The organism is Qipengyuania vulgaris (assembly GCF_009827325.1).
Taxonomy (GTDB): Bacteria; Pseudomonadota; Alphaproteobacteria; order Sphingomonadales; family Sphingomonadaceae; genus Qipengyuania; species Qipengyuania vulgaris.
On record NZ_WTYC01000004.1, the window covers coordinates 138,461 to 150,984 of the forward strand.

Consider the following 12,524-nt stretch of genomic DNA (forward strand, 5'->3'; position numbering starts at 1 on the left):
TAGAGCGCAGGGAGAACATTCCATAACAGGGGTCTCGATAGATGGAAGTCAGCGCAATCGATGCACGGGGAGCATCGGCCCTCGAGCGCATTCCGGAAGCCTGCGGCAAAGTCACGGTAGGATGCTCCGATGTCGCCGGAATCGTCCAGGCGGTTCTCGACAGTTCCGGTGTCCTGCGGGCCGAACACATAGAGCTTCAGGGAACTGTCAAGGAACTCGAAGCCGATCAGCGCAAGGTTTCCGAAGCCAGTGACGAAGCCCGCCTGCTTTCCGCGCGGGCGATCGAGCGGCTCAACATGGGCACCAGCCAGATCCAGTCTTCGCTGCAGCAGATCACCAGTCTGCTTGATCTCGTCGAAACCCTTGCGACCCACGTCACCGGATTCGCTGCTGCGATGGACCAGGTGAAGCGGTGTTCGCAGGACATCGAACAGATTGCGGAGACGACTAACATTCTCGCGCTCAATGCCACCATCGAGGCGATGCGTGCAGGCGATGCAGGGCGTACTTTTGCAGTCGTGGCCAACGAGGTGAAGACGCTCGCTGGCGAGACGCGCAAGGCAACCGACGAGATCAGCGATGTGATCGAGACGCTGGGCAGCGAGGCGGCAACCGTGATCGAAAGGATCGAAGCGGGCGCCAAGGCATCCAATGAAGCGAAGACCTCGGTTGCCAGCATCGACGCGACCATTTCCGGTGTCAGCCAGCTCGTAGACGAAGTCGACCAGCAGAACGACCAGATTACTCGCGCCACCGGTATGATGACGGAACATGTCGATCGAGTTTCCAGTGTGATCGACAGCTTCGACCGGGCTGCCAATGAAAACGAGCAGCGACTCGAAACGGCCCACGAGCGAATCGAAGAGCTCGAACTGACCGCCAGCGAGATGTTCGACCAGATCGTAAAGGCCGGGCTTTCTCCGCAGGACAGCCAGATGGTCGAGAAGGCACAGCACTTCGCATCCGAGGTTATCGCGACCGCCGAAGAGGCAATTAAGTCCGGATCGTTGAAAATGGACCAGCTATTCGACGAGAATTACCGTCTGCTCGAAGGCACCAATCCGAAGCAGTATCGTACCGCCCTTAGCGACTGGGCAGACGCCCATTGGCGCCCGATCAACGACCGGGTGGTCGGAGAGGGTGGACCGATCATGATGTGTTCTCAGGCCGATATGAAGGGCTTCCTTCCCACTCACATTACTGATCGCTGCCGCAAGCCCACAGGCGATCTCACGCATGATACTACTTACTGCCGCAACGGACGCATCATGCTCTACGCGATCGATAAGAAGGCCAAGCAGCAGAACGATGCCTACATGATGGCTGTCTATCGCCAGGAAGGCGACGGGAAGAATTACGTGGTCGTGCGCAATGTTTATGTGCCGGTTGTGATCAATGGTCGCCGCTGGGGTGATTTCGAACTGGCCTACAGCTTCCGCTGATTTGAACATGCTCCAAAGAAAGGCCGGGAAACGCATCGCGCTTCCCGGTCTTTGCTATTGATTGGAGGAATGTTCGCTCAGGTTTGGCGGCGTGCCATGAAGGCGAGCCGTTCGAACATCATCACATCCTGTTCGTTCTTGAGCAGTGCACCGTGCAGCGGTGGGATGGCGCTGTTGGGATTGCTGTCCTGCAAGACTTCCAGCGGCATATCCTCGTTCAACAATAGTTTGAGCCAATCGAGGAGTTCGCTGGTGCTGGGCTTTTTCTTGAGACCCGGCACGTCGCGCAATTCGTAAAAGATCTCCATCGCCTTGCTGACGAGGTTTTTCTGGATGTCGGGGAAGTGGACCTCGATGATGTCGCGCATCGTCTCGCGGTCGGGGAACTTGATGTAATGGAAGAAACAGCGGCGCAGGAATGCGTCGGGCAGTTCCTTTTCGTTGTTCGAGGTGATGACCACGATGGGCCGTTCCTTCGCCTCGATCCGCGTGTGCGTCTCATAGACATCGAAGCTCATGCGGTCGAGCTCCTGCAGGAGATCGTTCGGAAACTCGATATCGGCTTTGTCTATTTCGTCGATGAGGAGAACGGGCAATTCGGGCGCGGTGAACGCCTCCCACAGCTTGCCCTTCTTGATGTAGTTCGAAATGTCGTGAACGCGCTCGTCACCCAGCTGGCCGTCACGCAAGCGGGCCACTGCGTCGTACTCATACAGGCCCTGCTGCGCCTTGGTCGTTGATTTGACGTTCCATTCGATCAGCGGTGCATCTAACGCTTTCGAGATTTCGTGAGCCAGAACGGTCTTGCCCGTTCCGGGCTCGCCTTTGACGAGCAGAGGGCGACGAAGGGTTACCGCTGCGTTGACAGCAACTTTCAGATCCTCTGTCGCGATATAGGACTTTGTCCCTTCGAAACGGGTCTGTTCGGCGTTTGTGTCGGACATCGGTTTCCTCTTGCAACTTTACGTATGCGTTAGGGGTCTGGCACTCCAAGGGCAAGGGGGCGTTAGCCTGTTGAAGCCCAAGCATCTAAGGACGGACCATGCCGACTGAAAACATCACCATCACCACGGATGCCGGGCATGATCTGACTGGATCGCTCGAGCTTCCGACCGGGCTCATAAGGGGCGCTGCCCTTTTCGCTCACTGCTTTACCTGCACGAAGAACAGCAAGGCAGCTGTGGCAGTTGCAAGAGAGCTTGCGATCAAGGGAATTGCCTGTCTGCGTTTCGATTTCACCGGATTGGGCGGGAGCGGTGGGGATTTCGGACGCGCTGGATTCGCCGCTGACGTTTCCGACCTCGTAGCCGCAGCCGAGGAGCTTATCGACCGATTTGCCCAGCCGGTCCTTCTCGTGGGTCACAGTCTTGGCGGCGCCGCAGTTCTGGCTGCTGCAGACGAGCTGGGTTTCGAAAAGATCGCGGCGATTGCCACGATCGGCGCGCCTTCCGATGTGCCGCACGTCCTTTCGAACATCGACGGCGATCTCGACAAGATCCGCAAGACCGGCGAAGGCGCAGTCAGGATAGCAGGGCGCGAATTCAACCTCGGGCGCGAATTCATCGAGAAGGTCGAGAATGTCGACCTGTTGGCCGAGGTCGCACGTCTGCGGAAGCCGCTCCTGTTCCTTCATTCTCCGACCGATGACGTAGTAGGGATCGAACATGCCAGCGCGCTGTTTCAGGCTGCGCGGCACCCCAAGAGCTTCGTTAGCCTGGAAGGCGCGGATCATCTTCTCCTGCAGGAAGAAGATGCCGAATTCGCGGCCAGTGTCATTGCCGCTTGGGCAAGCCGATATCTGCCGCTCCGCGACGATTGGCCGATGCCGAATAAAGGTGTCGTGACCTGCATGGGTCACGGCAAGTTCGGGACCGAAATCCACACGGTCAGCCATCGATTTATCGCCGACGAGCCGAAATCCTATGGCGGCGACGATACCGGCCCGACGCCCTACGATTTACTCCTGGGGGCGCTCGGCGCTTGCACTTCGATGACCTTGGGAATGTACGCGCGGCAAAAGGGCTGGCCATTGGAAGGTGTGCAGATTCATCTCACTCACTCGAGCGACCATGCGAAAGATTGCGAAGATTGCCTGGTGGAAGAAGACGGCATGCCGCACCAGCTGATCTCACGCAAAATCGCTCTCAGCGGGGAAGCGCTTTCCAACGAACAGAAGACACGCCTGCTTGAGATCGCCGACAAATGTCCGGTACACAAAACGCTGGAAGGCAGAATTTCGGTAGAGACCAAGTTGCTCGGTTAAAATCTTCAGTTCGTTTTGACGGTTATGCGATGGCTGGTGCCCACACCGCATTCCAGCTTTTCGAGTTCGGTTCCGAGACTGCGTGTTATCGCCGTGACGATCCGCATCCCGAGGCCGGTTCCTACTGGTCCCGCACCATCGGCAATACCCGCGCCATTGTCGCTGACCGCCACGCTGTATCCATTTTCGAGCGATGACAGTTCGACGCGGACAGTTCCCGATGAATTTTCGGGAAAGGCGTACTTCGCGGCGTTGGTGACCAATTCGTTCACGACGACTCCGACGTTTACGGCATCATCGGGGGAAACTTCGACGTGATCGGCCGAGAATATCAGGTCGACCGAATTGTCGATCTCCGACATGTTTTCCCGCAATTCGGCGATCAGCGTCTCCAGATATTCGTCCAGATCGATCGTGGTCAAATCTCCGCGAGTATAAAGATTCTGGTGAACCTTACCGATCGCCTTGATGCGGTTCTGCGTCGCTTCCAACGCGTCCTTTGCTGCCGGTTCGGCAGTTTGATTGGCCTGCATCGCAACGAAGCTCTGCACCATCTGGAGCGAGTTGGACACGCGATGGTGAACTTCACGCACCAGCATCTCTAGACGTTCGTTTGCTTCGCGCAGATCGGCTTCGGCCTTGCGTTTCTCCCGTTCGAGCCGATCCCGGAGGAAAGCCTGGCGAAACCGTCCGTCCAGCAGGTCGAAGAAACTTTCCCCTACCGTCTTGACCACGAAATCCGCGGCGCCGGCATGGATGGCCTCGACAGCAACTGCTGTATCGCTATCGCCGGTCACGAACACGACCGGTGGGTGTCCTTCCTTTGCAACGATTTCGTCCAGCATCTGACGGCCGCTTTTGCCTGGCATGTGGTTGTCGATAGCCACAAGGTCGAAAGTCGTGATGCGCATGCACTCAAGACCTTCGTCGGCACTTTCAGCAGTTTCTACATCGAATCCGCGCTTGGTCAGCGCGCGCTGGATCAGCCGCCGCAGTCCGGCGTCATCGTCGACATAGAGGATCTTCTTTGGTTCTATTGTTCGTCTACCGATGGAACCTGGATAACCGAAAGGAACAGGCCCAGCTGGCGGATTGCGTCGGCGAAGCTTTCATAATTTACCGGCTTGGTAATGTAGACATTGCAGCCGAGATCATAGCAGCGCTGGATTTCCACCTTGTCGTCTGTGGTAGTGAGGACGACAACGGGGGTGCGGTGCAGCTTCTGGTCGCCCTTGATCTTCTCGAGGATCGAGGTTCCACTCATGTCCGGAAGGTTCAGATCGAGCAGTACCAGCGCAGGACCATTTTGGGCCGGACCGCTGGGATCGTTGAACAGATAATCGAGGGCTGTCGTGCCATCGGTGAAATGCTTGATGTCGTTAGAGATACCTGCACGGCGAATGTTCTTTTCGATTAGGCGTGCGTGGCCTTCGTCATCTTCGATCATGACGATACCGACTGTTTGTTGGGAATTCATGGAAGTGCCTCCTGGGCAACGAATTTTGAAGGAAGTGAAAGCCTGAAACGCGAGCCTTGGTCAAGCTCGGATTCGACTTCGACTATTCCACCGAGACGATACGCCAGTGCGCGAACATTGGCGAGACCGAGACCTTCGCCTTCCTGATCTTGAGCGCCGGCGCGGCGGAAGAGCTCGAAAATTCTCTCATGATCTTCGGGGGCGATACCCCGCCCATTGTCGATCACATCGATGCGAACAGTCCCAACGGCCTTGCTGCCTTCGACGGTAACCTCACCGGCGCGCTTCGGGCTGAGGTATTTGAGGGCATTTTCGATAAGATTCTGAAGGATCTGCTCGACGGCAATACGGTCGCTCTCGAGGTCCGGTATCGCCTTGACCTCGATGGAAGCACCAGCGTCTTCTGCGCGTTGGTGAAGCGAAGTGACGATGTCGCTGGTCAGTGCTTCCATATCGAGCATCTCCGGTTGGAGCTTGCGACGGCCCTGTCTTGACAACTCGAGTATCGAATTGATCAGGCGGTCCATCTTCTCGGTGGATGTGCGAATAAAGTCGAGCGCCTCGGGCAGGTCCTCGTCGACCGCGAGCCAGACTTCTTCATTTCGCAATTCCGGCTTGCTCTCGTACAATTCTGTCAGATGATCGCGGATCGTCTTCCGCGCTTCGTCGAGTTCCGAAGTGAAGCCCAACACGTTGACCAGTGGTGAACGCAGGTCATGACTGACGATATAGGCGAAGCGCTGAATCTCTTCATTGGCACGCAACAGTTCGCCGGTGCGTTTTTGAACGGCTTCCTCCAAGCCGACATTGGCCTCGCGGAGGCTGATCTGGGCCTGCGCCAACTCGCGATTGTATCGCAGCACAACAAGAACCGCAGTCACCAAAACGCCGAGAAGGAGGAGTGTGGCAACACCGCCGACAATGTAGAATTGAACGAGTGACCCGAGTTGGGCTTGATTTCGGCGACCAAGCTCCTCGGCTTCGAAGTCGGACATTGACCTCGCAACCTCACGTATCTCCTGTGTAATAAGCACACCGCGGTCATCGCTGAAATCGAGGTTTCTGGCTTCCAGGAAAGCTGTGGCGGGATCGGCAAACATTGCATCGACGAGAACTGTTCGTTCGGCATTCAGCCGGCGAAGTTGTTCGAGTTTCTGAATTTGACCGCCATCGACCAGTAAATCGTCGAGACGTGCCTGCTCAGTCTCGTAGTCGGCGCTGGCTTCGCGCACGATGCGGGCGAAATCGGGATCTGGCTGCAGCAGGAAACCGCGTTGCCCAGCAGCGATCTGTTCGTTGAACGTAGATAGGCTGTCGATACTTGCCTGGCGCTCCATCACGCGTTCGACCTGATCGGTATCTTCGCTGATCGAACCAAGGGTCACGATCCCTGCGATAATCGCAATCGCAAGCAGGACGATGCCAATACCGAGGAGACCGATCACCCGGCGGCGGCCAATCCTTTCGTAACGTTCGCGGACCTTGTCTGGCATATTCTTCGCTCTACTGGTGACTTAGGCCAGAGCCGTTAACGCGGTGAGCGAAAAGAAGAAAGCGAGCATTGCGCCGGTAGCAAATCGCCATGCGAAGGATGCTCTGGACATGCCGCGTCGCATAGCGAGATGCCAGATGATCCCGCTGGCAAGCAACGCAACTGCAGTGGTGATGATTGGCGATGCTACCATTGTCAGCGCGAACAACCAGAAGACGCCGGGCTGGATTATTACCTGAAGTATCAATGCGCCGCCAAACCAGACGATCGGCAGGGGGCGATAGGCCGCGTCGGATACGTACCAATCAGGCAGGGCCGTATCGGTACGGGCGATCCGTCGGTCCCCCGCCATGATGTCGCCATCGCTTTCCAGACCCTCCTCCGGATCGGAGCGGTCAGGCATCGATCATTTCGCGGTCGAATTCGCCGGCATTGTTCTGGATGAAATTGAACCGGTGTTCCGGATTGCGGCCCATGAGCTGGTCGACCAATTCCTTGACCACAGCCCGCTGCTCGAATTCAGCAGGCAGCGTGATGCGGATCAAGCTGCGCGTTTCAGGGGCCATTGTGGTTTCGCGCAATTGTTGCGGGTTCATCTCGCCGAGCCCCTTGAAGCGGCCGACATCGACCTTCTTGCCCTTGAAGACGGTCTCCTCCAGCTCCTTGCGGTGGGCATCGTCACGCGCATAGCGGCTCTCTTTCCCCGCAGTGAGCCGGTACAGTGGGGGCTGCGCAAGGTAGAGATGTCCACCGCGCACGACTTCGGCCATTTCTTGGAAGAAGTACGTCATGAGCAAGGTGGCGATATGCGCACCATCGACATCGGCGTCGGTCATGATGATGATGCGGTCGTACCGCAGGTTCTCCGCGTCGCAGTCCTTGCGTGTGCCGCAGCCCATGGCGAGCGTCAGGTCGGCGATTTCGCTATTGGCGCGGATCTTGTCGGCAGTGGCGCTGGCGACGTTCAGGATTTTCCCTCGGATCGGGAGGATCGCCTGCGTCTTGCGGTTGCGCGCCTGCTTGGCGCTGCCGCCTGCACTGTCGCCTTCGACGATGAAGAGTTCGGTTTCTCCGTTGCCTTCACCCGAACAGTCGGTGAGCTTGCCCGGCAGGCGCAGCTTCTTGGCGTTGGTCGCGGTCTTGCGTTTGATCTCGCGTTCCTGCTTGCGGCGCAGGCGCTCGTCCATCCGCTCCATCACCTGGCCCAGCAGCGCCTTGCCGCGATCCATATTGTCGGAGAGGAAATGATCGAAGTGATCGCGCACGGCGTTTTCGACCAAGCGAGCGGCTTCGGGAGAAGTCAGCCGGTCCTTGGTCTGGCTCTGGAATTGCGGATCGCGAATGAAGACGCTCAGCATGACCTCGGCCCCGACCATTATGTCGTCCGCAGAAAGATCCTTGGCCTTTTTGGTGCCGGTGAGTTCTCCGAAAGCGCGGAGACCCTTGGTCAGAGCGGCGCGGACACCTTGCTCGTGCGTGCCGCCATCGGGCGTTGGCACCGTGTTGCAGTACCAGCTCGTCGAACCGTCGGAATAAAGGGGCCACGCGATCGCCCATTCGACCCGGCCCTGCTCCATCCCGTCCTGCTCGGGAAAATCCTGCGATCCGGCAAAGGGCTGTGCAGTAACGCATTCGCGTCCGCCGATCTGTTCGGCGAGATGATCCGCCAAACCGCCAGGAAACTTGAATACCGCCTCTTCAGGTACATCATCCGAAGCAAGGCTCTCCGCACATTTCCAGCGGATTTCGACCCCTGCGAAAAGATAGGCCTTTGAACGTGCGAGCTTGAACAGGCGCTTGGCGCTGAACTTGCGATCGCCGAAAATCTCGGTGTCGGGCACGAAGGTAACAGTGGTTCCGCGCCGGTTGGGGGTAGGGCCGAGTTCCTGGATATCGCCAGTGGGAGCGCCCTTGGAGAACTCCTGTGCGTAAAGGGTCTTGTCGCGAGCCACCTCCACCCGCGTGTAATCGGATAGCGCGTTGACCACGCTGACGCCCACGCCGTGGAGACCGCCGCTGGTGGCGTAAGCCTTGCCTGAGAATTTGCCGCCAGAATGTAGAGTGGTGAGGATGACCTCCAGTGTCGACTTGCCCGGATACTTTGGATGCTCCGCCACGGGCATTCCCCGGCCATTATCGGAGATGGTGATCCGGTTGCCTTCCTCGACCTTTACTTCGATCCGGCTGGCATGGCCGGCGACCGCTTCGTCCATCGAGTTGTCGAGCACTTCGGCGACGAGATGATGCAGGGCCCTGTCGTCGGTTCCGCCGATATACATACCGGGGCGACGGCGCACGGGTTCAAGACCCTCGAGGACCTCGATGGAAGAAGCATCGTAGTCGCCGGAAGACGTCGGTGTGTTTTCGAACAGGTCGTCGGACATGGGCTAAGGCTATATCGCTCGCTGTGCTTGTCGCAAGCTGGCGGGCGAGGTTATCCGCCTGTCAGAAGCCTGACGGAGCAGCCGAGACTACTTCCACGTCGCCATTGGCAACACGGCGCACCTCCATCGCCCGCTGGACGACACCGTTTCGCTCGAAGCGGAAAGCACCATCGATCCCATCGAAACCGCCCGATTGGAACAAGACATCGGAAGGGAAGGGACGGCCGAACCGCCATTCGCGCGCTGCACGCAGGGTCAGCAGAACAGCATCGTAGCCGAGGGTCGCAACCCGATATGGCTGCCCTCCGAAACGTTCCTGATAGCTGCGCACGAAACCGGCGTAGCGGGCGTCGCTGACGGTTGAGAAGAGCGCGCCGCGCATGGCAGAAGAACGCAGCAATGCGCTATCGCCGCTCCAACGTTCCGTCCCAAGGATACGCAGACCGGCAGACTTCACCGCCTCCGCTCCCCGGATCGAATTGGTGCCGCCGTCGGCAATAAGGATCGTGTCAAATCCGCCGCGTTGCTTCAAGCGGCCCGCGGCACTGACGATCGAGGTATTGCTGCGCGCATAGCTTTCGCTCGCAACGAGATTTCCGCCGTGTTCGGAAAGGGCCGAACGCAGTGATGCCTCGGCGCGAGTCCCGTAATCTCCGTCGGGCGCGAGGATGGCGAAACTGTCGGCTCCGTTGTCGCGCGCATATTCGACGCTGCGCGCAATCGATTGTTCGGGGATATGGCCCATCACAAAGACGCCGGGCCCAGCAACCGTCGCATCGTTCGAAAAGCTTATAATCGGCACATTGGCCGGTGCAGCCTCGGCGCGGACAGAAACGACATTGCTGCCTAGCAGCGGGCCAAGGATCAATCTGTTGCCGTCGGCAATCGCCCGCTGCGCTGCGGCCTGTGGGCCTTCGGCAGTATCGTAGGTGGTAATCCGCAAATTGCTCGCTTCGGTGTCGAGGATCGCCATCGTCGTAGCGTTGGCGATGGATTGTCCCACTTCGCCGTTCTGACCGGAGAGGGGCACCAGTAGTGCAACCCGGTGCAGGTTTTCGTCCTGGGGGAGGGCGGTCGCGCTCGGCTCGGGTGTGGGGGTGCCGGCGGTCGGTGTTTCGCCGCCCTTCGGAATGATCGAACAGCCGGAAAGCAGGACCGCGCCTGCGGCCATCATAACGTTACGCCGGGTGACAAATGCGCGCTTCATTCTTGCCGCGTCCCTCTTAGGTAGTTCATGGAAGGAGAGTGAGCGATGCCGCCCAGCCTCTGAACGACCGTCTTACACCGGGTCTTTACCTTGTTGCCACCCCTATCGGTAATCTCGGCGATATCACCATGCGTGCCGTGGACATTCTGTCACGCTGCGATGCGGTTGCTTGCGAAGACACGCGGGTCACCGGCAAGCTTTTGAAGCACCTCGGTATTTCCAAGCCGCTCTGGCGATATGATGATCATAGCGAGCATCGCGACCGGTCCCGCCTCATCGAGTCAATCAGGACGCGCGCGGTCGCGTTGGTAAGCGACGCAGGTACTCCCATGATCTCTGATCCGGGATACCGCCTGGTGAACGATTGCCGGGCGGAAGGGATTCCCGTCACGAGCTTGCCCGGGGCATGCGCTGCGGTCGTCGGCCTCACGCTTTCCGGTTTGCCGAACGACCGGTTTCTTTTCGCCGGTTTCCTGCCGGTCAAGGACAAGGCGCGGCGCGAAACACTCACGGAACTGTCTGCCACGAATGCGACGCTCGTATTTTACGAGACCGGGCCACGCCTGCTCAAATCATTGAAGGCTCTGGGTGAAGTCCTGCCGGAGCGGGAGATTGCGGTCGCGCGCGAAATCACCAAATTGCACGAGGAGTGCCGCCGGGGACTGTCCGACGGATTGATGGCGTATTACGATGCCAACCCTCCTAAAGGAGAAATCGTACTCCTCGTGGGTCCGCCGCAAGATCATGCGCCGAGCGATGCGGATGCGGACCAAATGCTGCGCGACGCGATGCAGACGATGAAGGCGAGCCAGGCCGCGGGGCAAGTCGCCAAGGCTACCGGGCTCGACCGGAAGGCGCTTTATGCCCGCGCCATGGAAATTAAGACGGAATGAAGCGCCAGCAGGCAGAGCGAAGCGGCCGCGACGGCGAAACACGTGCGGCTCTCTGGCTGCGCGCGAAGGGCTGGCAGGTTCTCGACCGGCGTGTGAAAACAGCCGCAGGAGAGATCGACCTGGTGGCGAAACGCGGCAGGCTGGTAGCCTTCATCGAAGTGAAGTGGCGGCAGAAACGCGAAGAGCTGGACCATGCCATCGATCAGCACCGGCTTGCACGCGTAGCCGCGGCGACCGAAGCGGTAGCGCATCGTTACGCAACAGAAGGGGAAGACATCCGCGTCGATGTAATCCTGCTTGCACCAGGTGCCTTCCCTCGCCACATCGCCAGCGCCTGGCAGCCCTGATCCTCCTTCGAGTTCAGGATAATCGGAGTTTGAGATGACCCTACGCGTCGCCGTCCAGATGGACCCGCTCGAAAGCATCAAGATCGCGGGCGACAGCAGCTTCGCGCTGATGCTCGCCGCGCAGGATCGCGGGCACGAGGTCTGGCATTATGATGTCGCCAGCCTCGCTTGGCAAAGCGACGGCACGCCTTCGGGACAGATCACCGCGCATGCCGCGCCGGTCAAGGTTCAACGGGTCGAAGGCGACCATTTCACTGCTGGGGAGCGCCGCCGTATCGATCTCGCCAGAGATATCGACGTTGTTCTGATGCGGCAGGACCCACCGTTTCATCTCGGTTATATAAGTGCCGCTTTACTGCTTGATCGATTGAAAGGCACGACACTGGTCGCCAACGATCCGCGTGAAGTCGTGAATGCGCCCGAAAAAATGTTTGTGCTCGACTACGCGCGATTCATGCCGCCGACCATGATCGCGCGGCATCTCGACGACCTGAAGGCATTCCAGCGCGAGCATGGATCGGTGGTGGTCAAACCGCTCCACGGTAACGGCGGAAAGGCTATTTTCCGCCTCGACGAAACCGGCACAAATCTCTCTGCCCTCAGCGAGGTGTTCGACCTCACATGGCCAGAACCGCACATGATCCAGCCGTTCCTTCCCGAGGTGGCGGAGGGTGACAAGCGCATCGTTTTGGTGGACGGGGAATTTGTCGGCGCAATCAACCGCTTCCCCGGCGAAGGTGAGTTTCGTTCGAACCTCGCGCAAGGTGGCCACGCCGAAGCTGCAACGTTGACAGCACGCGAAGAGGAAATCTGCGCGGCGATGGGCCCCGAACTGAAGAAGCGCGGCTTGGTTTTCGTAGGAATCGACGTAATCGGCGGGAAGTGGCTGACGGAAATCAACGTTACGTCGCCGACCGGGATTGTGGCGATCGACAAGTTCAACGGCACTGACACGGCCAGCCTCATCTGGGACGCTATCGAGCGCAGACACGCGGACCGATAGCGCGGGTCGCGCGTTG

At 58.8% G+C, this 12,524-nt stretch carries 12 protein-coding genes; 5 read left to right on the plus strand and 7 right to left on the minus strand.

Features of this window, described 5'->3' with window-relative positions; genetic code table 11:
• Positions 1-41 precede the first annotated feature (41 nt).
• Positions 42-1,442, plus strand: a complete 1,401-nt coding sequence (locus tag GRI69_RS09250) for a methyl-accepting chemotaxis protein (RefSeq protein ID WP_160727998.1) — start codon at positions 42-44, stop codon at positions 1,440-1,442.
• A gap of 77 nt (positions 1,443-1,519) precedes the next feature.
• Here GRI69_RS09250 and GRI69_RS09255 read toward each other — a convergent pair whose 3' ends face one another.
• Positions 1,520-2,386: an AAA family ATPase gene (locus tag GRI69_RS09255; RefSeq protein ID WP_160727999.1), complete on the minus strand. Its 867-nt coding sequence runs from the start codon at positions 2,384-2,386 to the stop codon at positions 1,520-1,522.
• Positions 2,387-2,484: 98 nt separating this feature from the next.
• Between GRI69_RS09255 and GRI69_RS09260 the strand changes: the two genes are divergently transcribed.
• On the plus strand, positions 2,485-3,705 hold the full coding sequence (locus tag GRI69_RS09260; RefSeq protein ID WP_160728000.1) for a bifunctional alpha/beta hydrolase/OsmC family protein: 1,221 nt from the start codon (positions 2,485-2,487) through the stop codon (positions 3,703-3,705).
• Positions 3,706-3,710: 5 nt separating this feature from the next.
• Here the strand turns inward: GRI69_RS09260 and GRI69_RS16355 are convergent, their stop codons facing one another.
• From GRI69_RS16355 to GRI69_RS09290, 6 genes are all read right to left on the minus strand, one after another.
• Positions 3,711-4,757 carry a histidine kinase dimerization/phosphoacceptor domain -containing protein gene (locus GRI69_RS16355; protein ID WP_337191055.1) on the minus strand — a complete coding sequence of 349 codons (1,047 nt, stop codon included), beginning with the start codon at positions 4,755-4,757 and terminating at the stop codon, positions 3,711-3,713.
• A complete protein-coding gene (locus GRI69_RS09270) occupies positions 4,739-5,182 on the minus strand; it encodes a response regulator (RefSeq protein WP_160728002.1) in 444 nt (147 codons plus the stop codon). Before GRI69_RS09270 ends, GRI69_RS16355 begins: the two co-directional genes overlap by 19 nt.
• Complete coding sequence (locus GRI69_RS09275) at positions 5,179-6,675, minus strand: sensor histidine kinase (RefSeq protein WP_160728003.1); 1,497 nt, start codon at positions 6,673-6,675, stop codon at positions 5,179-5,181. Before GRI69_RS09275 ends, GRI69_RS09270 begins: the two co-directional genes overlap by 4 nt.
• A gap of 21 nt (positions 6,676-6,696) precedes the next feature.
• Positions 6,697-7,077: a hypothetical protein gene (locus GRI69_RS09280; protein ID WP_160728004.1), complete on the minus strand. Its 381-nt coding sequence runs from the start codon at positions 7,075-7,077 to the stop codon at positions 6,697-6,699.
• Positions 7,070-9,058 (minus strand): DNA topoisomerase IV subunit B, encoded by a 1,989-nt coding sequence (gene parE, locus GRI69_RS09285; protein WP_160728005.1) that lies wholly within the window; start codon positions 9,056-9,058, stop codon positions 7,070-7,072. Before parE ends, GRI69_RS09280 begins: the two co-directional genes overlap by 8 nt.
• A 61-nt stretch (positions 9,059-9,119) precedes the next feature.
• The gene (locus tag GRI69_RS09290) at positions 9,120-10,265 is read right to left on the minus strand and encodes a penicillin-binding protein activator (protein WP_202391941.1); all 1,146 of its coding nucleotides are present in this window, start codon (positions 10,263-10,265) and stop codon (positions 9,120-9,122) included.
• Positions 10,266-10,303: 38 nt separating this feature from the next.
• Between GRI69_RS09290 and rsmI the strand changes: the two genes are divergently transcribed.
• The 3 genes from rsmI to gshB are packed head-to-tail and all read left to right on the plus strand — an operon-like array spanning position 10,304 to position 12,508.
• Positions 10,304-11,158 (plus strand): 16S rRNA (cytidine(1402)-2'-O)-methyltransferase, encoded by an 855-nt coding sequence (gene rsmI / locus GRI69_RS09295; RefSeq protein ID WP_160728006.1) that lies wholly within the window; start codon positions 10,304-10,306, stop codon positions 11,156-11,158.
• On the plus strand, positions 11,155-11,505 hold the full coding sequence (locus GRI69_RS09300) for a YraN family protein (RefSeq protein ID WP_160728007.1): 351 nt from the start codon (positions 11,155-11,157) through the stop codon (positions 11,503-11,505). The genes rsmI and GRI69_RS09300 overlap by 4 nt, the downstream gene beginning before the upstream one ends.
• A gap of 34 nt (positions 11,506-11,539) precedes the next feature.
• Positions 11,540-12,508, plus strand: a complete 969-nt coding sequence (gshB, locus tag GRI69_RS09305; protein WP_160728008.1) for a glutathione synthase — start codon at positions 11,540-11,542, stop codon at positions 12,506-12,508.
• The last annotated feature ends 16 nt before the right edge of the window (positions 12,509-12,524 follow it).

Excerpts from the sequence above, each read along its gene's own strand:
- GRI69_RS09250 (WP_160727998.1), top strand. The coding sequence starts at position 42 with ATGGAAGTCAGCGCAATCGATGCACGGGGAGCATCGGCCCTCGAGCGC.
- GRI69_RS09255 (WP_160727999.1), bottom strand. The coding sequence starts at position 2,386 with ATGTCCGACACAAACGCCGAACAGACCCGTTTCGAAGGGACAAAGTCC.
- GRI69_RS09260 (WP_160728000.1), top strand. The coding sequence starts at position 2,485 with ATGCCGACTGAAAACATCACCATCACCACGGATGCCGGGCATGATCTG.
- GRI69_RS09270 (WP_160728002.1), bottom strand. The coding sequence starts at position 5,182 with ATGAATTCCCAACAAACAGTCGGTATCGTCATGATCGAAGATGACGAA.
- GRI69_RS09275 (WP_160728003.1), bottom strand. The coding sequence starts at position 6,675 with ATGCCAGACAAGGTCCGCGAACGTTACGAAAGGATTGGCCGCCGCCGG.
- GRI69_RS09280 (WP_160728004.1), bottom strand. The coding sequence starts at position 7,077 with ATGCCTGACCGCTCCGATCCGGAGGAGGGTCTGGAAAGCGATGGCGAC.
- parE (WP_160728005.1), bottom strand. The coding sequence starts at position 9,058 with ATGTCCGACGACCTGTTCGAAAACACACCGACGTCTTCCGGCGACTAC.
- GRI69_RS09290 (WP_202391941.1), bottom strand. The coding sequence starts at position 10,265 with ATGAAGCGCGCATTTGTCACCCGGCGTAACGTTATGATGGCCGCAGGC.
- GRI69_RS09300 (WP_160728007.1), top strand. The coding sequence starts at position 11,155 with ATGAAGCGCCAGCAGGCAGAGCGAAGCGGCCGCGACGGCGAAACACGT.
- gshB (WP_160728008.1), top strand. The coding sequence starts at position 11,540 with ATGACCCTACGCGTCGCCGTCCAGATGGACCCGCTCGAAAGCATCAAG.